Source organism: Pseudomonas sp. GW821-FHT03E01 (assembly GCF_059420765.1).
Genome location: NZ_JBWKUI010000012.1, coordinates 21431 through 42626, shown reverse-complemented (window position 1 = coordinate 42626; position 21196 = coordinate 21431). Strand labels below are relative to the sequence as shown.

Below are 21196 nucleotides of genomic sequence, written 5' to 3'. Positions count from 1 at the left end.
TTACGTCAATAGTTGACGTGCAAACATTTAGCTTGTAGTTTTTTTACGTCAAATATGACGTCATATAAAGGAGCAAGACATGAAGCTGAACGTAATCAGCGAAGCAAATCAGCCCACCGCGGCATCGGCTGTAGTGCTGGACGGTCGGGTTTCCCAACCGATGTTTGGGGAACTGGAAGTGCGTCGCCTGCAACTTTCCCCTGCGGCGGACGGGCAACCGGGGGTTCACGTGACAGGCGTCAAACAGGATCTCGCGCGCTGGGCCGAAGTCCAGGGCCCCACCATGCTGGTGGCCTTTCAGTTCCAGGCACCTAATGCCTCAGACAACGCCGATGCTCTGGCCAAGTATGTCGCCGACCGCGAACCAGCCCTAACCCGCCACGGTGGGCACGTGGTGATCAGCGCTGTCACAGAGCGTGGTGAGCAGTGGTCCTTCGACGGCTTCGAGATCATCGAATTCCCGTCGGCGGACGCCGTGGGCCAACTGATGCAAGACCCCGACTACCGCAATCGGACTGCGGCTTCCAGCGCGGTATTCGGTGGCGCCTTCGCCATGGCACCGATCCAAGCCGCCTAAAGCTGCAATCAAGGACGATAGGATGAACGCTTTTGCGCCAGGCCCTCGCGGGCATATGCTTTTCGGCTGTTCTGAGCGGTTTCGTAACGAACCGCTGGCACTCTTGAACGAGTGTCGGCAGCGCTACGGTACCCTCGTACGATTGCCCGTCGGTTTTGGGGCTTCCTTCTGCCTGGCCTTCGACCCGGCCGATCTCGATACCATTTTCCAGGGCGAAAACTTCGGTCGCAGCGATATCGCCGCGGCCTTCGGCCCCCTGGCGGGTGGCAGCATGATCATCGCCGACGGCCAGAAGTGGAAGGAGCAGCGCAAGGCGGTCATCCCGTCGTTTGCCCTGCCGCGCCTGCGTGAGCTCGCGCTGAATGTCGACACCTTGGCTCACGAACGCGTGGCCGACTGGTCCAATCGCGTGGACCACAACGGCGACATCGACCTGCAACACGAAATGGTCGAGTACGCCATGGACGTGCTGACCCAGTTTCTCTTCGGACACCGCATCGGTGCCCAGGCTATTGCGCGCATCTCGCACGGCTGGACCCTGAGCCTGCGCTATATGAATATCCGTCTGTCCTCGCCAGTTCCGCTTCCCGATTGGTTGCCGACGCCGAACAACCGCCGACTGCACACCGCCGCCGGGCAGATCGCCACGGTCCTGCTGGAAATCATTGCCCAGCATCGCAGCAGTACCGACGCAGCCGCAGGCGGTTTCCTTGGCGACTTGATCAACTACCGCGATGAACAAGGCCAGGCCCTCGATGATCAGCACATCCTGCGGGAAATCATGGGCGTGTTCCTGGCCGGCTTCGACACCGTCGCCTCAGCCATGATGTGGACCTTGGGCGATCTGGCCAAATATCCGAGCTGGCAGCAGGCAGTACGCGATGAACTGAATTCAGTCGCCACCAGCAGCCGGCTCGACCTGAAAGACACGCCCGTGCTGGAACAATGCTTTAACGAATCCATGCGCCTGTCGCCACCACTGTGGCTAATCGATCGCAAAGCCGCCAAACCATGCGTACTCGGTGGCCAACGGGTGCCGGGAGGCACCAACATCATCATGAGTCCTTGGGTGACTCACCGTGACCCATCCTACTGGGATCGGCCTCTGGAATACCATCCCGAGCATTTTGCGGCGACGGCGCCCAGCCGTCCCAAGTACGCCTTCTTTCCCTTTGGCGGCGGACGGATGAAGTGCATTGGCATCGGCTTGGCACACTTGCAATTGAAGGCGCTGCTCCGGCAGGTGCTGACTAACTACGAGCTCAATGTGCGCCCGGAACACTTGCCTGAAATTGAACCGGCATTCGTTCTACGGACTCGCAATGGCCTGAAGACTTCTTTGACCAGGCGCGTAGCTCATGGCGTATCCACTGTCGCGATTTAGCCGAGGACTGCTGCTGGCTTGCCTGACAATCACCTTAAGCCCCTGCGCAAGCAGTACAGAGGAGCAGTACAAGCTGACATTCCAAGGCAATGGCTACGAGCCGGCGCGCACGTCTTTTGCAGGACTGCAGTTCAAGTGGGACCGCCATGAACCACTGCTCGAGCAGATGTCGTTGGACATGGAGGTGGAATTACAGTGGGCGGGGCTGGACCGATACGACGCCGCGGACCTGCGCGAGTTTTCGTTGTCCTACCGACCGGGGCCTTGGCAACTGGGGGTCGGACTAAGCCGGGTGTTTTGGGGGGTCACCGAGTCCCGGCATCTGGTCGACGTGGTGAATCAGGTTGACCTCAGGTTCGACCCGGATGGCGATGCTCGCCTCTCACAACCTATGGCCTCGGTGGGCTATCGCGGCCTGGGGCAGAACGTGACGTTGTATGCCCTACCCTGCTATCGCGAGCGTCCGGACGCGCTGATCTTCGGTGAGCATGGCGCGCAGGACCCTGCCTATGAGCAGGACCTCTTCACGCCACTGCGCTGCTCCGGCCAGACCGACTTTGCCGTGCGCGCCACCCAGGTAGCCGGCCCTGCGGATATTGGCCTCAGTTACTTTCGGGGTCACAGCCGCGAACCCTACGCGGGGCACTCACCTTCCAGTTTCGACCCGGCGTACCCTGAGGTGGACAGGCTCGCCGTCGACACTCAAGTCACCCTGGGCGCCTGGCTGTTGAAGCTTGAAGCGTTGCTTCAGGACAGTGAATACGGGATTGATCGGGCCAGTGTCTCGGGCTTCGAATATACCTGGGCGTCCGCCTTCAACGGTGCCAGTGACCTATCCCTGCTGTACGAGCACCTGACCGACACCCGCTGCGACAGCATCATTGCGTCATGCGGCGAGATGCTGGGAATCCGATGGATTGCCAACGACGTCGCGGACACCAACCTGCTGGTGTCCACCGTGAGGGATCGCCAAAGCGGCTTATGGGGTCTGAAAGTTCAGGGCAGCCGGCGCATTGATGAGCAACTGAGTCTACTGCTCAACAGCGGCGGTATGTACCGAGCAAGGTATCTGTCCGTTGGGCTATCCTATGCGTTTTGATCATACCGGCAGCCCGTTTTTAGCTCTGCCCTGCTTTACGCGTGGCAACAACAAACTACAGGATGGTTTTCAGGGCATGAGGCCAGCCTGAACGCGTTTTGCTCGATCGCCCACTGCATTCAGAGGTACGAATAGTGGCACGTAACAGCAATGCTGAACCCGTACTACGCAACCTGTTTTGCTTCAACTTCTATCGTGGATGGCGAGGCATTTCTGAGTTCTATAGAAAGTACCTGCCTGAAGGTATATCCGCACAGCAGAGCTACCTTCTGGAGCTTTGCCAAACGGATAAGGGCATTCTGGTGGGAGATATTGCGCATCAGCTTGAAATAGACATCTCGGCAGTGTCCGGGCTGCTAAAGCGCATGGAGGGCAGCAGCCTGATCAGACGAGAAGTGCTACCGTCGAACCGACGTCAAACCTTAGTGTTCCTTACTCTTCAGGGGGAAGAGCTACGTAAGGAAGTCCATCAGTCGATGATGGTTGCTGATCGTTTGTTATCTGAAGCTATCCGAAAAGAGGACAAGCTTTCGCTGATCAGAGTGGTCGATCAGATCAGACACCTCATAGACGCTGAGTAAGCATTAAAATTCTGCTGAATCGTCCCTAGTTTCTAGACACCTCCATCCCTTAAATGAGGCCCATTAGGAGGTGCCATAAGCAACTCGCGTTATCCCGAAAAATTCAAAATCCAAGCGGTCGATGCAATACATCAACGTCAGCCGCTCGGGCTCGGAGAGGGCATGCCGGCGGGCAAAAGCTAAGGGGGAGTCGGTAACCGCTTTGAACCCACTCCTTTTTTTTGAGTCTTGCGCCCCAGGCGTACGAGATGAAGATAGAGCCGCCATTCTCTCTGCTGTTGTCATGTGTCCTATCCGTTGGAGTGTCGGTTCGTGCAGGCAAGTCACCGACTCACTGGGCTGGCCTGACTATCACGAGGTAAGCATCAATGAAGCGGACCCTACAGGGAATGATCGAAGCAGGCGAGCCTCTGATGTAGCAGGCTATCGATGCCCTGAGCTGCTATCACAAAGCTGAAGCCGCGGGCAGCTCAAGCTAAACCGTGCCGCATGGTAGTGATCCGCCTGGACGGCAGCTTGTGGCCGATTTTTGCCTGTCGCCACTGGCAGCTATGAGCAGTTCACTGCCAATCACGGTTACGAAGCGTGCGTGTCGGATCGAATGCAAACGGGTGGTCATGTGGAGTGCAGTATTCCAATTGGTATTCCAACAAAAAATAAAAATAATTATAAATGTTATAAATCAACAACTTACAGAACAAATTCAAATTACCCCGGCCCACCAATCCGAAAACGACAAAGCCCGCCAAGTGCGGGCTTTGTCGCATCTGGGGTTTGTCCCTCCTCCTCCCTCCAAGCCCCAGCATACAAGCGGGCTCCTTTGCTTTGATTCTGCTGAACGGTTCTTGAAATGTAAGCGGCTGGCAAACACATGTGGACCGCGCGTTCAATAACCATCTGCGCTCGTGAACTGGTTAGGGTATCGGTTATTGTCCCAATCGGCGGCCGCGTCAGTAGACTGCCTGCGGTGAGTAATCAGCATTGGAGTTGCGCAATGGCGACGTTTAAGACCCGCAGACTTTTGATAACGCGCCTGTCGCCGGATGATGTCAGTTTTGTGATGACGATGGAGGCCGACCCAGAGGTCATGCGCTACACGACCGGAGTAGTTGCCCCTACCCCTTCTCGACGGAAAGAAGTTCTCGCCTATGTAAATTCTGCACCGCATGAGGGGCCAGGGCATTGGCGTGTGGAGTTACAGGGGAAACCAATTGGCTGGATAAGCCTCACCCCCCTAGAATCCACTGATCGATTTCAACTGGCATACCGTTTCGCTAAAGCCTTTTGGGGTAACGGATACGCTACAGAGGCCGGTGCGGCAATTCTCGATTATGCGCGTGAGGTGCTAGGTCTTTCAGAGTGTGTTGCTCTCGTCTGGCCCGATAACAATGCATCTACTCATGTTTTATCTAAGTTGCGGTTTCAGTATGAAGGCTCTTCCGCGTACTACGGCAATGACGTGAATGTCTTTGTCCGTAAGCTGGATGTATAGGCTTCGGATGAAGCTGCCTTGGGTAGGCTAGACGGACTCCACTGATGCGGTAACAGTTGATGAACCTCCGTCACCCGCTGAGTCAAAACGTCCTTGAGGTAAGCATACGGATCATGCCCGTTCATGCGCGCAGACTGGTTCAAGCTCATGATCGCCGCCACTTAAGCGCATCGGTGAAGATGTCAGCGAAAAGCTGGACCACGCCGGGCATGTGCTCATCGACGGTATCCAGACACTCATCGGCACCCTGCCCAGTGTCGCCACCATCGAACGCCACGACGGATCCAGAACCTTCAAGAAACAATTCTGGCTCACACCACGCTCCGTCCTAGGAAATTTCCCTCAAAACGTATCGCCTTCCATGAACTAGCGGGCGCCGCTCATCGAGGATAGCCTCCAGGTGTCGCTGCAATTCAGCGATTGGGCTTTGACAGGCCGAAAAGTGTAACCTTTCACTCCTCCTGATCAGGCAGCATGCTCACGCGCATGCAGTCTCGTTTATGGCGGCTGTGCGTGGGGCATCTTCGGGTGCACCGGGTTCCTACACTACCGGTCTGTCAACCCGCGCACAGCTGCCACCCAATTCTGTTTGACAGCAGAGGGGCGGCCGCCTCCATAACTAGTGTAGGAGCATCAACATGAAGAAGATCACCCCCAACCCTCCAGAAACCGATACCCCTTCAGAACCCGAACCCCTCGACCTGACCCAACTCTCCCAAGCCACCCAACGCGCCGTCAGCGCCCGCTTGCGCAACCCGAAACACCCCGATCCCGTGAGCCATGTGTTCACCATCCTCCCCGACGTCGACACCCCCACCCTGCTCGGTCACGCCAGTGAAACCCTGGCCTCCTTGAACGTCATGACCACCGACCTGGCCGACCAGCTTGAAGGCTCGCATCGCAATGTGGCGTTGGCGATGCAGCAATTGGCGGTGCTGGCCGAGATGTTGATCAATCGAGCGCTGGATAACCTTGATTCGCCCATGCCGGCGATCGAGCCCGTCTGCCACTGAGTGATCGCGCTCTTTGATCGAATGGAGGTTTTGTCATGGATCGATACATGCCGATCACCGGCATCGACTGCACTATCGCGTCGCTGCTGATCGACACTGAAGCGCCGCTTGATGTGCTGCATGAAACGGCGGCTTACCGCATCCGCACGGCGACTCAATTGCTGGAGAGCTTCGCTGTAAGTGAAGGCGTTCACAGTGAGCTGGCGCGGGTGTTGGTGACTTCGTTGCGTGATGGTTGCGATTTGCTGGATGTGGTGGGGCGGCGGTTGCAGCGGCAGGTTTCAGCGTCTTAACGTATCCGGCATAGGGCATCGTTGCCGCGCCCCAACGCAAAAAGGCACCTGACGAGAATATCGCAGGTGCCTTTTTTGTGGATTCGATTCAATGCGCTATCGATGCATGACGAGTATCGTGTTTCTCAATCATGCCTTTTGCTACGGAACAGATGATGAACAAAAGCGTTATATACGCCTTGGGGGCTGCAGCGCTGTTTGGCGCCAGCACGCCGCTTGCCAAGGTCCTGGGGCTGAACGTTTCACCCGTCTTGCTCGCCGGTTTGCTTTACCTGGGAAGTGGCTTGGGTCTCACGGTTACCCGGCTGATCCGCGATCGCGGCTGGCAGCCTGTCGGTTTAACCATTTCAGAATGGCCATGGCTCATTGGTGCTATCGCGTTCGGCGGCGTGTTGGGGCCGGTGTCTTTAATGTTTGGCCTTACCCTCACATCAGCTACCACTGCTTCGCTGTTGCTAAACCTTGAGGCGGTATTGACCGCCCTGCTTGCCTGGATGGTGTTCAAGGAGAACGCCGACCGGCGGATCGTCGCTGGAATGATCGCAATCGTTGCCGGTGGCGTGCTCTTGGGTTGGCCTCAGACTTCCGCAGGGATCCATGGCTGGGTTGGCCCGGTCGCCGTGGTGATTGCCTGTTTTTGTTGGGCCATCGATAACAACCTTACCCGGAAGGTTTCCGCATCGGATGCATTGTTCATCGCAGGCATCAAAGGATTGGTCGCCGGGGTCGTCAACTGCGCTTTGGGGATTGCTCTTGGCATGCATCTCCCTGAATGGTCTCTATTGGGGCCGACGCTACTGGTAGGCTTTTTGGGCTACGGCGTTAGCCTGGTGCTATTCGTTTTGGCTTTGCGGGGGCTTGGCACCGCGCGCACAGGTGCGTACTTCTCTACTGCACCGTTCCTGGGGGCCGCTATTTCGATCCTGTTGTTAGGCGAAGCGGTGACGTGGGTGTTTGGGGTGGCTGCCGGCCTGATGGGAATTGGCGTCTGGATACACCTGACCGAAAGCCACTCTCACGAGCACCAACACGATCCGCAAACACATGACCATCCGCATATTCATGACGAGCACCATCAACATGAACATGCCTTTGAGTGGGACGGCACTGAACCTCATAGCCATTTACACGACCACACTCCCATTAAACACAGTCATCCGCACTTTCCCGATATCCATCACAGGCACCAACACTGAGCGACTGAGACGGCGCGGCAGTTGCTCAGGGCCAACAGTAGTGAAAAAGGATTTCTCTGACAGATTAGAACCACGTCATCCTGGGAATTTTCCTGCAACCCGTAGCGACTGCCATGAACTGGTGAACAACATTTCTGAAAGATAGTCTTCACCCTTCGCTGCGACCCTGCGGATGGTTTTAACAAGCCGAAATTACGTAAGGATCCCTAAACCAATGGAACGCCCTTATGAAAAAGATCACCCGAATCCCACTGAAAAATCCGGCCACTTCACAACCTGAAACCCTCGACCCGACCCAACAGCCCAAAACCACCGAACGCTCCGTCAGTGCCCGCCGGCGCAACCTGAACAGGAACATCTTCAGCGTCCGCCCCGACGTCGACATGCCCACCCTGCTCGCTCACGCCAGCGAAACCCTGGCGTCCCTCAACGTCATGACGCTGGACTTTGCCGACCGACTCGAAGGCCCGCAGCGCAATGTGGCACTGGCGCTTCAGCAGTTGACGATGCTGACTGAGCTTTTGGTCAACCGAGCGAAGGATAACCTTGATCCGAACGCGTCGGTGGCCGCGGGAGAGCCTCCCGTTCTTCACTGAGTGATCGCGCTCGTTGATCGAATGGAGTCTTTACCGCTCCCCCAACACAAAAAGGCACCTGACGAGAATATCGCAGGTGCCTTTTTGGGCTTTGAATGGGTAGAGATGTTCTGTATGCGTGACAATTGAAGCTGAATGTTACTTATACGAGACAATGCAGTGTCAGACGACTCAACACTAGGTTTCATAATCTGCAACTTACTGTCGACTCAATAGACGACAGAGTAGCCACGTTTTCGCCCAAGCGACTTACAGGACAGGGTTTTCAGAAATTTCCTGCAAGCCGTGACGACTCCGAGCTGATTGTGTAGCTCACGCTTCAAACCTACTCTGCCCAAACAAAACAGCGGTTCGTCCCCGACCAGTTGCTTGAGTTCACCCTTACGACCAGAATCCATCCATCGGATCACCTGCTGACAAGGAGGCCAACATGCAAAACATTAAGCTACCTAGCCGCCTTGTCGGCATTGGCTTGTACACCCCAGCAGAAGCTTCGCTCTACACCGGGATTTCAGCTACCGATATACGCCGCTGGTTATTCGGGTACACCGCCCACGGTGTTCAACATCCGGGGCTTTGGGACTCAGAGCTGTCTGATGTGAACGAGTGCGTTCTAGGTTTTCATGACTTACTGGAAATTCGTTTCGTTCATGCTTTTCGCCAACACGGCGTAAGCCTGCAAGCCATCCGTAGTGCCTCGCAGCAAGCAAAAGAGTTGTTTAACCAAGCGTACCCATTCACCTGCAAACGCTTTCAAACCGACGGACGAAGCATCTTCGCCACGGTGATGGGTGAAACAGGGGATGAGGCACTTCTGGACTTGATCAAGCGACAGTATGCATTCGAACAAGTCATCAAACCTTCGCTCTATGAAGGTATCGACTACACAGGATCAGGCTCGGCGCAGCGCTGGTATCCGGTCAAACGCAGCAAAGCCATCGTTCTCGACCCCTCTCGAAACTTTGGAAAACCTGTCCTGTCAGGTACGGGAATTGACACAGCAGCCATTTTTAGCGCCTACAGAGCTGAAGGCAGAGACGTCAAACGTGTAGCCCGCCTCTATGAAATACCTATTGCTGCAGTTGAGGCAGCGGTCAGTTTTGAGCAAAGGAATGCGGCTTGAAGTTCCTATTGGATAACAATCTTCCCCCTGCGTTGGCCCGAGCCTTGAACGAACTGACTAAAGCTGAGGGCCATTCGGTACTGTCTTTAAGGGATAAATTTCCGCAAAGCACCGCTGATGTGGCATGGATATCAGTGCTGAGAGAAGAAGGTGGATGGTCTGTCATCTCTCAAGACAAATTCACAAAAGGTGATATTGAAAAGAGAGCGTTCCGCGAGTGCGGACTGCCGGTCTTCTGTTTGGCCAAGCATTGGGGAAACGAGTCTTATTGGAACAAAGCGCATAACCTGGTGCGATGGTGGCCGTCGATCATGAGTCAGGCACATCTGAATGGAGGTGGCGCTGCGTTCCGCGTACCGTGGAAATGTCCGGCGCACGGAAAATTTGATCAAATAAAAATATAAACCCCGAACCGTGACAGGGCTTCTTTTCATTCATACCTTTGGTGAAGCTACGAGCGACTGAAGCCATCCATCCACATGAATTTTTCTTCACCCCACCGCCCCCCCTCCAACCTGTACATTCCCCCTCGCTCATTCAAGAAACTACGGTTTGCCCGCCCTCCCGCGGGCTTTTTTTTGCCTGCGATTTGGTTAGCGGTCGGTTCCAGTGACTGCTCCCACCCTCATTTCAACCGATACAGATACGTATCCTGCGCCTCATGCGGCTGCAAACAAGCCCTCTGATAACACCGTCTGATCAAACCAAACCCGGCCGCTTCGGCCAGCCGCTGGCTCGCCACATTGGCCGAGGCGATGGTCAGGTAAAACGTGAAACCGGGCATGCTTTTGATCAACGCTTCAAGCGCCGTGCGCATATAGCCTTTGCCCGAATACTCGGTATTGACCCAGTAGCCGACCACATACCGGTTACGGCGCCGGGGCTTCAAGCCAATGCAGCCGATGATCGCGCGCGCGGCATCGTCGACGATAAACAGCCGGCGCTCACCGGTTTCGCTTTTGAATTCATCGACTGCCCGCGCGAGGAACGATCGGGCCTCGTCCTCGGTGGTGTAGGGTTTGGCCCAGGGCAGAAATTCGCAGTGGACTGTAAAACTGGCGTTCAGCGCATGCTGCAACGCTTTACACCATTCGGGGTCGGGGGCGCTCAATCTCAATGTGTGAGTGCCAACCGTCAGCGCAAGCTCCATTGCATCATCCTTAACTACCAACTCCATGACGTCAGACAATAACAGCGCCTGGAAGGACGCTGCTACTCAGATCGCCCCCCGTTAGTGCTGCCCCAACGTCACCCGTCACCTCTCGCTGGTCGTTCATGTTTCGTTAAGCATTCAACTCGTATGCTTGGGGTTCCCGGTCCCCTGCTCGGTTAGCCAGAAACTCATGTCACGCCCCGTCTCTTCACTGTTTCTACTCGCCGCTCTGCTGTTTTTCTTCGCCCTAAGCAACCACCAATTACAAGGTTCCACGGAGGCCCGGGTCGCCGGAATTGCCATGGAGATGCACCTGGATAACGACTGGGTGACCCCGCATTTGTTCGGCGAGCCATTTCTTGAGAAACCGCCCTTGAGCTTGTGGCTCGACGCCGGGGCGATTCGCGCATTCGGCGGTACGCCGTGGGCGGTGCGGCTCGCGTCGGCGTTTGCCGGGTTGTTCAGCGTGATGTTGCTGTATGCGATGCTGCGGCGGTTCGACCGGCCCAAGGTCATTGCCTGGACGGCGGGGATTTTGCTGGCGACCATGGCCAGTTACTGGAGCAACACGCGCAGCGTCGGCGAAGACGCGTTGCTGGCCTTCGGCGTGAGCATGGCGCTGCTGGCATTTTTTCAGGGGACACGGCACTCGACCGTCGGCAACGCCCTGCTTTTTGCATCAGGGATCGCCATCGCGACCTTGAGCAAAGGCGTACTGGGGCTGGCGATGCCGGGGGTGGTGATCTTCGCGTATCTGCTGACCGAAACCTTGATGGACAAGCGCCTGAAGCCCTCGGACTGGCTGCGCCCCGGCCTGTTGACACTGTTGGGATTGGTGCCGCTGATGATCTGGCTCGCGGTGCTGTATCAACGCGATGGTGCGCATGCCGTGGGGGAAGTGTTACTGACCAATAGTGTCGGGCGCTTCAGCGGCTCCTTCGTCGAGGCCGGCCATTACGAACCGTTCTACTACTACCTGGCCAAGCTGCCGGAGACCTTCGCGCCCTGGAACATTCTGGTGTACCTGGGGCTGTGGCACTTTCGCAAAAGCCTGATGGCCAATCGTTACCTGTTGTTCTTCACGGTGTGGCTGCTGGCGCAGTTCGTCATGCTGACCCTGGCGTCGAGCAAACGCACGGTGTACCTGATGTCCATGACGCCTGCAGCGGCGGTGATTGCCGCGGAATATGCGAGCGTGCTGTTCGAGCGACTTCAGGCCTACTCCGGTGCATCGACCTTGCCGGGGCTGATTGTCCGGCATCGTCGCGGTATAGGGGTTGGCGTACTGGCCGTGGTGATTGGCAGCTACCTCGCTGCCGCACAATGGGTATTGCCTCACGCTGATCGCACACTGTCCTTCCTGCCGCTGACTGAACAGATTCAGGCATTCCAGGCCAGCGGGCAGCAGGTCGCATTGTTTCAAGCCAACGAGCGGGTGGGCGGCGCCAGCGTGTTCTACACCCGACGCGTACTCAAAGGCCTGGATACCGAGGCGCAATTGCATGAGTTTCTGAGCGCCTCACCGGCTAATGTGGCACTCATGTCTGGTGTAAATGAACCCGCCGCACCCTTAAAGGTGATCAAGACAATGATGGTGGGGCGTCAGGCTTACTACTTTGTAACCCTGTAAACGGCTCAGCGACGGGTAGCTCAGCCTTTTGCAGCACCGGCAGCTCCAGTCGCGCCCGCCCATAGAACGCCAATGCCGTCAGTAAACACGTCAGCCACACGAAGATCCCGGCCCAAAAGGTGTGGGACATGTAGTGCCAGCCTTGCAGGACCCGTGTCGTGCCGTAGACGAAACCGAGCAGCAGCGAGCCGTACATCATCGCTTTAGCGTACCGCCAGCGGTAGCGGCGAGCCACGAAGTACAGCGCGAGCATGGTGAAGCCGCCCGACGCATGCCCACCCGGCCAGCAGCGACCGTCACCGGCTTCTTTCAGCAGGTCAAAATTCTGGTACCACTCCTTGTGCTCGATTTTCCCGGCGTACTGAGTGGTTTCAACCGGGCAATACACACTGGTGTGGCTCTTGAGGTAGTGGATAACGCCGGTGCTGATGGAAAACGCGAACACCACATACAGGAAGTCCCGGCGGTGTTTACTGGCGAACCGAAGCACAGGCGCGACTTTGATTTTTTCCAGGAAGGCGATGATCTTCGAATGTTTTTCAGCCTTCAGTCGCGGCCAGAGAAATGACAGCAAGGCGCCGATGATCGCAATCTCACCCGTCCAGTTCGGGATGATCCGCGCCCATTTATGGGTGATCTGCTCGAACAGACGGACATGCTCCAACGGAAACACCTGGGTAACCGGGTCATAAAAAAGATCGCTGAAAGCGATGTCGATTTTGGTCATGTCAAACATCAGGAACACCGCGACCGCGCAGGCCAGCGGAATACCAAAGTTCACCCAGTAAAAGCGGTAACGGGAAGAAGTCAGCATCGTACGTCCAGATCCAGAGTGATGAAGAAGAAGCTCATTCGGTGGTCACCGAGTGCCAGTCAGAGGCCTCGATGGAACCAAGCATACGAGGTTCCTGAGGTTTTTCAGCGGAGATAAACAGAGAAGCGCCGTAGCCTAGAGTAGCAGTCGGCAGCTTGAGCTCTTTTTCGAGTTCCGCCATGCACTCACTGTGGGTCACCAGAATCAGGTTGCGCCCCGCCACTTTGTGCGCCAGAGCATCACGTAACATACTGCCCCGGCAGTTGATCAACCAGTCTTCGCCGACGCCAACCTTGTTGAACATATAACTGGAGGTCTGTGCCGCACGGATGATCGGACTGTTATAGATATCGGTCTTGTTCAGGCCCAGACGTTCAAACTGCGCACCGACCCCCACTGCCACACTGCGCGAGCGATCTGTAATGCCATCATTGCCAATCAGACAGGGGGCGGTGGAGTGATCGCAACGCTCAACGTGACGCACCAGCACGATCATGTCGCCCTTGGCCCACCCCGCAGCCAGCGCACGGGCACCCGCCACATTGCCATGGGACAGATCGGGCACAGCCGCAGGTCGCAACAGCCACACGGTCAGCGGAATCACCAGCAGCAGTGAGGCCACGATGACCATTGCGTTTCGATAACGGGCCAAACGGCTCAGATCGATCGAGCGTTTTATCCCGAACAGACTCAGTCTCAATTCCACGTTCAGCCGCCTCGCCGGCATGCATCACAATCATACAAAACCGCAAGGGTAGCGAGTCTCGCGTTGGCTGCTGGTGAAACCCATGTGAAAAAAAGCTTAAGAACTGCGTAAAAATCTTGTTACAGAATCCATCCGACAAAATCCTTTCAGCTCCCGGGGTTGCGGCCGATACATACCTGCTACACACCTTGCTGGCTCCCAAAAACAAAAATCTTCCAGCCAACCGACGATCGAAAGCGCAACGTTCCTGGAGGAATTTGATGAATAGCTGGTTCGGCAACATCAGCGTGAACTTGAAACTGGGCCTGGGATTCGGCCTGGTCCTGGCACTGACCTGCATTCTCGCCCTGACCGGCTGGACCAGCCTGGGCGGGTTGATTGACCGCAGCAACTGGATGAGCGACATCACTCAGCTCAATGCCGGCCTGACCAAGCTGCGCGTGGTTCGCCTGCAATACATGCTGACCAACGGCGACGAAACCGCCGCACAGAATGTGCAAACCACCCTGGACAGTTTTGTTGCTCAGCAAACCGCCCTGCTGGGCAGCTTCAAAAACCCTGAAAACGTCAAAATGCTCAAAGAGCAGGCCGCGACCATCGCCGCTTATCAGACGTCGCTGAACAAAATGCGCAGCGCCTACCGCACCGGCAACAGCGCCCGCGACGCCATGGGCGCCAACGCCGAAACCGCCAGCAAGCTGATCGACGCAATCAACATCCGCGTACAGCAAATGCCCTTGAGCGATCAGCGCTTCGAACAGTTCCTGGCCATCACTGCCGCCAAGGAAGCGTTCATTCTTGCCCGCTATGAAGTGCGCGGCTACACCGCTAACACCAATGCCGAGACCGAGCAGAAAGCCGTTTCCCAATTGGATGCGGCCATCGCCAGCCTGAAGTCGCTGAACGCGCATTTCGCCGACACACAACAAGACGCGCTGCGTCAGTTGGAAACCGCCCTGAGCAACTACCGCAGTGCCTTGCAAGCCTATAAAGCCGCCAACAGCGATGCGGTGCAGGCGCGTAAGGAAATGACCGATCAGGGCGCCGCCATCGTGACCCTGAGCGATCAGCTGTATCAATTCCAGCTCGACCGCCGTGATGCCGAAAGCGCCCAGGCCCGCACACTTCAATTGATCAGCACCTTGCTGGCGTTGCTGGTGGGCATCATCGCCGCCGTGGTCATCACCCGTCAGATCACCGGTCCGTTGCGCGATACCCTTAAAGTGGTCGAGCGCATCGCCGGTGGTGACTTGTCTCAGGACATCAAGGTCACCCGCCGCGACGAACTCGGCGTGTTGCAGCAAGGCATTGCGCGCATGGGCGTGACCCTGCGGGACTTGATCAGCGGCATCCGCGATGGCGTCACCCAGATCGCCAGCGCCGCCGAAGAGCTGTCGGCCGTGACCGAACAGACCAGCGCCGGTGTGAACAGCCAGAAAGTGGAAACCGATCAGGTCGCCACCGCCATGCACGAAATGACGGCCACCGTGCAGGAAGTCGCGCGCAACGCCGAAGAAGCCTCTCAGGCCGCAGCCGCCGCTGACGGTGAAGCTCGCGAAGGTGACAAAGTGGTCAACGAAGCCATCGCCCAGATCGAGCGGCTGGCCAGCGAAGTGGTGCGTTCCACTGAAGCGATGAGCGTACTGCAGCAGGAAAGCGACAAGATCGGCAGCGTCATGGATGTGATCAAGGCCGTGGCAGAGCAGACCAACCTGCTGGCCCTCAACGCTGCCATCGAAGCGGCCCGTGCCGGTGAGGCTGGTCGTGGTTTTGCGGTGGTGGCTGACGAAGTTCGTGGCCTGGCCCAGCGCACGCAAAAATCCACCGAGGAAATCGAAGGCCTGGTGGCCGGCTTGCAGAACGGCACTCAACAAGTGGCGGCGGTGATGAACAACAGTCGTACCCTGACCGACAGCAGCGTGGCGCTGACTCGCAAGGCCGGCGTATCACTGGAAAACATCACCCGCACGGTGTCCAACATTCAGTCAATGAACCAGCAGATCGCTGCCGCCGCCGAGCAACAAAGCGCCGTGGCCGAAGAGATCAGCCGCAGCATCATCAACGTACGCGACGTGTCCGAACAGACCGCCACCGCCAGCGACGAAACCGCTGCGTCCAGTGTCGAGCTGGCGCGGTTGGGCAATCAGTTGCAGATGATGGTGAGTCACTTCCGGGTTTGATATTCACTTTGCGGTGAATGATTAATCGCCTTCTCGGGCAAGCCTCGCTTCTACAGGTTCAGTGAGTAACCTGTACAAGGAGCGAGGCTTGCCCGCGAAGGCTATCTAACGCTTAAACACTAATCGCATTGGTAAACACCAACCGATTGCCAAACGGATCGGCCACGGTCATGTCCTGACTGCCCCACGGCATCGCCTGGATTTGTGGGTGCGCAAACTTATATTCCTTGGCCAGCAATTGCTGCTGGAACGCCTCCAGCTCATCGGTCTCGATGCGCAGGGCCGAGCCCGGTGTCGCGTCGCCATGATGTTCGGAGAGGTGCAGCACGCACTCGCCACGGGAGATTTGCAGGTACAGCGGGAGGTTCGCCTCGAAGCGGTGCTGCCAATCAATCTTGAACCCCAGAAACTCGACGTAGAACTCCAAAGCCTTGGTTTCATCGAAAATCCGCAGGATCGGGGTGGTTTTGCCGAAACTCATGGGGTAACTCCCTGACTGAATGAGCCCAGTGTGACTGGGCTGGATGTCAGCGCTTCGGCTTGGTGACGGCTTTCTTTAACTGCAATGTGCCACCATGAGACCTGGATCAAAAGATCGTCCGAACGCGGCCCGAACCTTCGGCAGCTTCTACGAAGGCGCGATCAATGAAACCCTCTACGCAAATCCCCCTCCCGCGCCAGAAATCGCCCTTCCCTTCTGCCGTTCGCCTGCCCGTCGCGGTAACTCAAGACTCCGTTGATCCACACTCCATCAATCCCTTGCGCCGCCCGCTGCGGATCGTTGAAGTCGGCCACATCGCGAATCGTCGCCGGATCGAACAACACCAGATCCGCCCAATACCCTTCACGAATCTCGCCACGTTCCTTCAAGCCAAAGCGTGCCGCCGACAACCCGGTCATCTTGTACACGGCGGTATGCAGCGGAAACAGGCCGACGTCGCGACTGAAATGTCCGAGCACTCGTGGGAATGCGCCCCACAAGCGTGGATGCGGAAACGGGTCTTCCGGCAAACCGTCGGAGCCGATCATCGACAGCGGATGCGCGAGGATGCTTCGTACATCGGCCTCGTCCATGCCGTAATACACCGCCCCCGCCGGTTGCAGTCGGCGGGCGGCTTCGAGCAGCGCAGTGCCCCACTCGGCAGCAATGTCCATCAGATCCCGCCCCCCCATTTCCGGGTGCGGCGTGGACCAGGTGATGGTGATGCGATGGGCGTCGGTGACTTGCTTGAGGTCCAGCGTCGAAGAACTCGCCGCGTAGGGATAACAATCGCAAGCCACCGGGTGGGTTTTCGCGGCGTGTTCGAGGGACGCCAGCAATTGCGGACTACGCCCCCAGTTACCGGCGCCGGCACATTTGAGGTGGGAAATGATCACCGGCGACTGTGCGTGGCGTCCGATGCGGAACGCCTCGTCCATGGCCTCCAGCACCGGTTCGAACTCACTGCGTAAATGGGTGGTGTAGACCGCGCCGAATGCCGTCAACTCTTCGGTCAACTGCATCACCTCATCAGTGGATGCCGAGAAGGCGCTGGCGTAGGCCAAGCCTGTGGATAAACCCAAGGCACCGGCCTCAAGGCTATCGCGCAGTTGCTCGCGCATCGCGCTGATTTCAGCGTCGGTCGCGGTGCGATACAGATCGTCCAGGTGATTGCTGCGCAACGCGGTGTGCCCCACCAGCGCAGCCACGTTCAGCGTGGTATTGGCCGCTTCGACGGCCGCGCGATAGTCGCTGAAGCGCGGATACACGAACGCCGCGGCGGTGCCGAGCAGGTTCATCGGGTCCGGCGGATCACCGCGCAAACTCACCGGCGACGCGCTGATCCCGCAGTTGCCGACAATCACCGTGGTCACACCCTGGCTGAGTTTGGGCAGCATCTGCGGCTGGCGAATCACCACCGTATCGTCGTGGGTATGCACATCGATGAAACCCGGCGCCAACACTCGGCCAGCGGCCTCGATTTCTTCGATGGCGCGAGCGTCGTGCAAATCGCCGATTCGCTCGATGCGGCCATTCAGAATCGCCACGTCAGCGGGGTAACCGGGGGTGTTGCTGCCGTCGATAATCAGCGCATTGCGGATCAGCGTGTCGTACATCATGTCAGTCTCCCAGCGGCAAGTGATCGTCGCCGCCGCGGTAGTCGTCCAGGGCCAGTTTGATCCGCCGCAGACGTTCTTGATTGTCTTCAGGACTGGCCAGCGCCAGCTCGGTGGCGAGCACATCGATGGCCAACAACATGCCGTAGCGCGCCGCCGTGGGTTTGTAGATGAAGGAAGTCTCGGCGCTTTGCAGCGGCAACAGCACATCGGCCAATTGCGCCAGCGGCGAGTCGGCGCGGGTGATGGCGAGAATTCGTGCGCCGTAGCTGCGCGCCAGCTCCACCGCTTCGAGCAGTTCGGGCGTGATGCCGGTCAGCGAGCAGGCGATGACCGCGTGTTCGGCGCCAAGGCTGGCGGCGGTGACGCGCATCATCACCGGGTCGTGACCCACCGCAATCTGGTAGCCGAGGCGCACCAGCCGCACTTGCAGTTCATCGCTGCACAGGGTCGAGCAGCCGCCCATGCCGAAGGCGTGAATCATCCGTGCCTTGCCCAACAGTTTCACCGCATCGGCGAAGCGCGACTCATCGAACGCCGCCAGGTGCTGGCGCAAGGTCGACTCGATATCGCCGACGATCTGCCCGTAGAACGCCGACTGTTCAGGCATGCCCGCCGGGTCCAGAAAGCGGCTACCGACGCCACTGGCCTGGGCCAGTTGCAGGCGCAAATCCCGCAGGTCGCGGCAACCGACTGTACGGGCGAATCGCGACAGCGTGGCAGTGCTGACTTCCGCCCGCTGCGCCAGCTCATCGAGGCTGGCGGATGCGGCAAATCCTACATCGTCGAGCATCAGCCGAGCGATACGTCCTTCTCCGGCGCTGAAGGATTCCTGACGAGCGCGGATCTGATAGAGGATGTCCATGGCGGATGGCTCCGACTAAAGCAGGTGAGAAAGGCCAACGGTCAGGCCGAAGGCGACCACCGAGATCAGCGTCTCGAGCACTGTCCAGGTCTTGAAGGTCTGGGTGACGGTCATGTTGAAGTATTCCTTGATCAACCAGAAGCCGCCGTCGTTGACGTGGGAAAAGATAACCGACCCCGCCCCCGTCGCCAGCACCAACAGCTCCGGGTGGGGATAACCCAGACCAACGGCCACCGGCGCGACAATCCCAGACGCGGTGGTCATGGCCACGGTGGCAGAACCAGTGGCGATACGCATCAACGCGGCGAACAGCCAACCCATCAACAGCGGCGACAACTGGAATTCATCGGCCAGGCTGACGATCTGATTGGTGACGCCAGCGTCCACCAGAATTCGGTTCAAGCCACCACCGGCACCGACCAGCAAGGTGATGCTGGCGGTCGGCGCCAGGCATTCATTGGTGAACTTGAGGATCGACTCGCGATTGAAGCCCTGGGCCAGGCCGAGGGTCCAGAAACTCAGCAAGGTCGCCAGCAGCAAGGCGATCACCGAGTTGCCGATGAACAGCAGGAACTGATTGAAACCGCTACCCGGCGTGGAGATCAGGTTGGCCCAGCCGCCGATCAACATCAGCACTACCGGCAACAGAATCGTGGCCATGGTGACACCAAAACCCGGCAGGCTATCGCGCGGTTCACGCTCCAGGAACTGGCGTTCCAGGGGGTTATCGGCCGGCAGTTGAATGCGCGGCACGATGAATTTGGCGTACAGGGGACCGGCGATAATCGCGGTCGGAATACCGATCAGAATCGCGTAGAGCAAGGTCTGCCCCACCGACGCCTGATAGACCTGCACCGCCAGCATCGCCGCCGGGTGCGGCGGTACCAGCGCGTGGACCACCGAAAGCCCCGCAACCATCGGCAAACCGACCATCAGAATGGACACGCCCACCCGCCGCGCCACGGTAAACGCGATCGGCACCAGCAAGACAAAACCGACCTCGAAGAACAGCGGCAGCCCTACAAGAAAGGCGATACACACCATCGCCCAGTGGGCATTTTTCTCGCCGAAACGGTCGATCAAGGTGCGCGCCACCTGCTCCGCACCGCCGGACTCGGCCATCATCTTGCCGAGCATCGTGCCCAGCGCCACCACCAGCGCAATGTGCCCCAGCGTCTTGCCAACCCCGGCCTCATACGCCCCCACCACACCCGACGGCGGCATCCCCGCCAACAGCGCCAGGCCGATGGACACCAGGGTGATCACAATGAAGGGATTGATCCGGTAACGGGCGATCAGAACGATCAGCGCAATGATGGCGATGGCGGCGTAAACCAACAGCCAATAGCCGAAGGAAAGCGTCATGCGGTACTCCTCGAAAGGGTCACGTCGAATGGGTTGTGAAACTCATAAATCATTTCGACGGGCTACTTTCAAACGAAGTGAAAGTAATTTTCGTGGAGGGGTAAGGGATGTCGTGCAGAGGTATGGGAGATCGCAGGTTATGAAAATCGGATAGCGGAATTTTCATCCCTCTGCGTGAGAACAATCAGCGTAGAGGGATGATAGTTCCACTATCGAGGCAGGCTTGACTCTGCTGTATCGAGATCAAGTCATCAGAGATTGCGCGATAGCGCCCTGCGTACGCTATCACTGTTCAGCGCAGGGCTTTCAGTCTCGGCAGGGGATTGCGTCGGTGCAGGACTTTCGGCCTGGAAAGAGATTTCAGCCTGGTCCGAGCTTTCGACTTGAACAGGGCTTGGCGCCTGTTCGCGACTGGCGACTCGATTGTCCAGGGTCTCGATGTAGGCGTTCAAATCTCTAATCAGCAGTTTCTTGCGCTGGGCGCCCCGATACCACGCGTAGAAAAAATAGCCCGCCGCCGCCAGGAAGCCTAGCCCGGCCGTAGCAAGACCGGCGATGCACAATCCAAGCACGATCAGCACTGTCTTCCAGTTAAAGGGCGACAGCTCCAGTTCGGTATTCAGTGCACTCGCGTCACGCAGCACCCAGCGCTTGGACGCTGTGTGGTTCTGCAAAATGGTGTGCAGATGCGAACCATCCTTTTTCAAGGCACTGATCAAAGAGATTTCCTGACCTGTGCGCAAAGGAATGTCCATGCCGCGCAGCTTTACATCGTGCTCGATACCGTCCGGGGTTTTGACCCAGATCTCATGATTGATAATTGAAACAGAACTGATGCGCACAGGCGTCACATCACCGTCGTTACCGTTCACCTGAACGCCGCCCGTGGATGTCACACGGGTCTCGCTGATTTTTTCGCTGCTCACCACTTCACCGCTCAAGACAGTGAAAGAAACGGTTTTATCGCCATGGGTAAAGTTGTGCATTTCGATTCCTTGATAGACCCACGTCGATCGACGCGCAGGAGAAAGA

General features: G+C 57.7%; 21 protein-coding genes and 2 pseudogenes. 14 read left to right on the top strand and 9 right to left on the bottom strand.

Features of this window, described 5'->3' with window-relative positions; all coding sequences use genetic code 11:
* Positions 1-79: 79 nt before the first annotated feature.
* The 5 genes from AC07VO_RS20315 (at position 80) to AC07VO_RS20295 (ending at position 5133) form a co-directional block, all read left to right on the top strand.
* The gene (locus AC07VO_RS20315) at positions 80-577 is read left to right on the top strand and encodes a DUF1330 domain-containing protein (RefSeq protein WP_086945965.1); all 498 of its coding nucleotides are present in this window, start codon (positions 80-82) and stop codon (positions 575-577) included.
* Positions 578-599: 22 nt separating this feature from the next.
* The gene (locus AC07VO_RS20310; protein WP_086945964.1) at positions 600-1961 is read left to right on the top strand and encodes a cytochrome P450; all 1362 of its coding nucleotides are present in this window, start codon (positions 600-602) and stop codon (positions 1959-1961) included.
* Positions 1936-3060: a hypothetical protein gene (locus AC07VO_RS20305; RefSeq protein ID WP_086945963.1), complete on the top strand. Its 1125-nt coding sequence runs from the start codon at positions 1936-1938 to the stop codon at positions 3058-3060. The genes AC07VO_RS20310 and AC07VO_RS20305 overlap by 26 nt, the downstream gene beginning before the upstream one ends.
* Before the next feature lie 134 nt (positions 3061-3194).
* Positions 3195-3641: a MarR family winged helix-turn-helix transcriptional regulator gene (locus tag AC07VO_RS20300; protein WP_158245522.1), complete on the top strand. Its 447-nt coding sequence runs from the start codon at positions 3195-3197 to the stop codon at positions 3639-3641.
* Positions 3642-4635: 994 nt separating this feature from the next.
* Positions 4636-5133: a GNAT family N-acetyltransferase gene (locus tag AC07VO_RS20295; RefSeq protein ID WP_064616110.1), complete on the top strand. Its 498-nt coding sequence runs from the start codon at positions 4636-4638 to the stop codon at positions 5131-5133.
* On the opposite strand, the pseudogene AC07VO_RS20290 reads toward AC07VO_RS20295, so the two are convergent.
* Positions 5088-5291 (bottom strand): annotated as a pseudogene (locus AC07VO_RS20290) (transposase domain-containing protein); the annotation flags it as partial. The gene AC07VO_RS20295 and the pseudogene AC07VO_RS20290 sit on opposite strands and share 46 nt — an antisense overlap.
* 480 nt (positions 5292-5771) lie before the next feature.
* On the opposite strand from AC07VO_RS20290, the gene AC07VO_RS20285 reads away from it, so the two are divergent.
* The 6 genes from AC07VO_RS20285 (at position 5772) to AC07VO_RS20260 (ending at position 9758) form a co-directional block, all read left to right on the top strand.
* On the top strand, positions 5772-6146 hold the full coding sequence (locus tag AC07VO_RS20285) for a DUF6124 family protein (RefSeq protein ID WP_086946390.1): 375 nt from the start codon (positions 5772-5774) through the stop codon (positions 6144-6146).
* Between the two features lie 35 nt (positions 6147-6181).
* Positions 6182-6439, top strand: coding sequence for a hypothetical protein (locus AC07VO_RS20280; RefSeq protein WP_018929441.1), 258 nt, complete (start codon positions 6182-6184; stop codon positions 6437-6439).
* 155 nt (positions 6440-6594) lie between these two features.
* Positions 6595-7635, top strand: coding sequence for a DMT family transporter (locus AC07VO_RS20275; RefSeq protein ID WP_086946391.1), 1041 nt, complete (start codon positions 6595-6597; stop codon positions 7633-7635).
* A gap of 227 nt (positions 7636-7862) precedes the next feature.
* Positions 7863-8231: a DUF6124 family protein gene (locus AC07VO_RS20270; protein WP_018929439.1), complete on the top strand. Its 369-nt coding sequence runs from the start codon at positions 7863-7865 to the stop codon at positions 8229-8231.
* A 430-nt stretch (positions 8232-8661) separates the two neighbouring features.
* Positions 8662-9354, top strand: coding sequence for a DUF433 domain-containing protein (locus tag AC07VO_RS20265; protein ID WP_018929438.1), 693 nt, complete (start codon positions 8662-8664; stop codon positions 9352-9354).
* Positions 9351-9758, top strand: coding sequence for a PIN-like domain-containing protein (locus tag AC07VO_RS20260; RefSeq protein ID WP_086946392.1), 408 nt, complete (start codon positions 9351-9353; stop codon positions 9756-9758). The genes AC07VO_RS20265 and AC07VO_RS20260 overlap by 4 nt, the downstream gene beginning before the upstream one ends.
* Positions 9759-9979: 221 nt before the next feature.
* Here AC07VO_RS20260 and AC07VO_RS20255 read toward each other — a convergent pair whose 3' ends face one another.
* Complete coding sequence (locus tag AC07VO_RS20255; RefSeq protein WP_086946393.1) at positions 9980-10504, bottom strand: GNAT family N-acetyltransferase; 525 nt, start codon at positions 10502-10504, stop codon at positions 9980-9982.
* 193 nt (positions 10505-10697) lie between these two features.
* Here AC07VO_RS20255 and AC07VO_RS20250 point away from each other — a divergent pair, with 193 nt between their 5' ends.
* Complete coding sequence (locus AC07VO_RS20250; protein WP_086946394.1) at positions 10698-12137, top strand: ArnT family glycosyltransferase; 1440 nt, start codon at positions 10698-10700, stop codon at positions 12135-12137.
* Here AC07VO_RS20250 and AC07VO_RS20245 read toward each other — a convergent pair.
* Entirely contained in the window at positions 12088-12951 is an 864-nt protein-coding gene (locus tag AC07VO_RS20245; protein ID WP_064616104.1) for a phosphatase PAP2 family protein, read from the bottom strand. The genes AC07VO_RS20250 and AC07VO_RS20245 overlap by 50 nt on opposite strands.
* A gap of 34 nt (positions 12952-12985) precedes the next feature.
* The gene (gene pmrG / locus AC07VO_RS20240) at positions 12986-13657 is read right to left on the bottom strand and encodes a lipopolysaccharide core heptose(II)-phosphate phosphatase PmrG (protein WP_026286668.1); all 672 of its coding nucleotides are present in this window, start codon (positions 13655-13657) and stop codon (positions 12986-12988) included.
* A gap of 260 nt (positions 13658-13917) precedes the next feature.
* Between pmrG and AC07VO_RS20235 the strand changes: the two are divergent.
* A pseudogene (locus tag AC07VO_RS20235) lies at positions 13918-14931 on the top strand (methyl-accepting chemotaxis protein); the annotation flags it as partial.
* 42 nt (positions 14932-14973) lie between these two features.
* A complete protein-coding gene (locus AC07VO_RS20230; RefSeq protein ID WP_404942596.1) occupies positions 14974-15837 on the top strand; it encodes a methyl-accepting chemotaxis protein in 864 nt (287 codons plus the stop codon).
* A gap of 112 nt (positions 15838-15949) precedes the next feature.
* Here the strand turns inward: AC07VO_RS20230 and AC07VO_RS20225 are convergent, their stop codons facing one another.
* The 5 genes from AC07VO_RS20225 to AC07VO_RS20205 form a co-directional block, all read right to left on the bottom strand.
* On the bottom strand, positions 15950-16318 hold the full coding sequence (locus tag AC07VO_RS20225) for a glyoxalase superfamily protein (RefSeq protein ID WP_018929431.1): 369 nt from the start codon (positions 16316-16318) through the stop codon (positions 15950-15952).
* A gap of 161 nt (positions 16319-16479) precedes the next feature.
* Positions 16480-17937 carry an N-acyl-D-amino-acid deacylase family protein gene (locus AC07VO_RS20220; RefSeq protein WP_086946395.1) on the bottom strand — a complete coding sequence of 486 codons (1458 nt, stop codon included), beginning with the start codon at positions 17935-17937 and terminating at the stop codon, positions 16480-16482.
* A gap of 1 nt (position 17938) precedes the next feature.
* Positions 17939-18799, bottom strand: coding sequence for a MurR/RpiR family transcriptional regulator (locus tag AC07VO_RS20215; protein ID WP_086946396.1), 861 nt, complete (start codon positions 18797-18799; stop codon positions 17939-17941).
* 15 nt (positions 18800-18814) lie between these two features.
* Positions 18815-20164: a GntT/GntP/DsdX family permease gene (locus AC07VO_RS20210; RefSeq protein WP_064616102.1), complete on the bottom strand. Its 1350-nt coding sequence runs from the start codon at positions 20162-20164 to the stop codon at positions 18815-18817.
* Between the two features lie 251 nt (positions 20165-20415).
* The gene (locus AC07VO_RS20205; protein ID WP_245852801.1) at positions 20416-21090 is read right to left on the bottom strand and encodes a hypothetical protein; all 675 of its coding nucleotides are present in this window, start codon (positions 21088-21090) and stop codon (positions 20416-20418) included.
* Positions 21091-21196: the final 106 nt, after the last annotated feature.

Excerpts from the sequence above, each read along its gene's own strand:
- AC07VO_RS20315 (WP_086945965.1), top strand. The coding sequence starts at position 80 with ATGAAGCTGAACGTAATCAGCGAAGCAAATCAGCCCACCGCGGCATCG.
- AC07VO_RS20310 (WP_086945964.1), top strand. The coding sequence starts at position 600 with ATGAACGCTTTTGCGCCAGGCCCTCGCGGGCATATGCTTTTCGGCTGT.
- AC07VO_RS20305 (WP_086945963.1), top strand. The coding sequence starts at position 1,936 with ATGGCGTATCCACTGTCGCGATTTAGCCGAGGACTGCTGCTGGCTTGC.
- AC07VO_RS20295 (WP_064616110.1), top strand. The coding sequence starts at position 4,636 with ATGGCGACGTTTAAGACCCGCAGACTTTTGATAACGCGCCTGTCGCCG.
- AC07VO_RS20285 (WP_086946390.1), top strand. The coding sequence starts at position 5,772 with ATGAAGAAGATCACCCCCAACCCTCCAGAAACCGATACCCCTTCAGAA.
- AC07VO_RS20280 (WP_018929441.1), top strand. The coding sequence starts at position 6,182 with ATGGATCGATACATGCCGATCACCGGCATCGACTGCACTATCGCGTCG.
- AC07VO_RS20275 (WP_086946391.1), top strand. The coding sequence starts at position 6,595 with ATGAACAAAAGCGTTATATACGCCTTGGGGGCTGCAGCGCTGTTTGGC.
- AC07VO_RS20270 (WP_018929439.1), top strand. The coding sequence starts at position 7,863 with ATGAAAAAGATCACCCGAATCCCACTGAAAAATCCGGCCACTTCACAA.
- AC07VO_RS20265 (WP_018929438.1), top strand. The coding sequence starts at position 8,662 with ATGCAAAACATTAAGCTACCTAGCCGCCTTGTCGGCATTGGCTTGTAC.
- AC07VO_RS20255 (WP_086946393.1), bottom strand. The coding sequence starts at position 10,504 with ATGGAGCTTGCGCTGACGGTTGGCACTCACACATTGAGATTGAGCGCC.
- AC07VO_RS20250 (WP_086946394.1), top strand. The coding sequence starts at position 10,698 with ATGTCACGCCCCGTCTCTTCACTGTTTCTACTCGCCGCTCTGCTGTTT.
- AC07VO_RS20245 (WP_064616104.1), bottom strand. The coding sequence starts at position 12,951 with ATGCTGACTTCTTCCCGTTACCGCTTTTACTGGGTGAACTTTGGTATT.
- AC07VO_RS20230 (WP_404942596.1), top strand. The coding sequence starts at position 14,974 with ATGGGCGTGACCCTGCGGGACTTGATCAGCGGCATCCGCGATGGCGTC.
- AC07VO_RS20225 (WP_018929431.1), bottom strand. The coding sequence starts at position 16,318 with ATGAGTTTCGGCAAAACCACCCCGATCCTGCGGATTTTCGATGAAACC.
- AC07VO_RS20220 (WP_086946395.1), bottom strand. The coding sequence starts at position 17,937 with ATGATGTACGACACGCTGATCCGCAATGCGCTGATTATCGACGGCAGC.
- AC07VO_RS20215 (WP_086946396.1), bottom strand. The coding sequence starts at position 18,799 with ATGGACATCCTCTATCAGATCCGCGCTCGTCAGGAATCCTTCAGCGCC.
- AC07VO_RS20210 (WP_064616102.1), bottom strand. The coding sequence starts at position 20,164 with ATGACGCTTTCCTTCGGCTATTGGCTGTTGGTTTACGCCGCCATCGCC.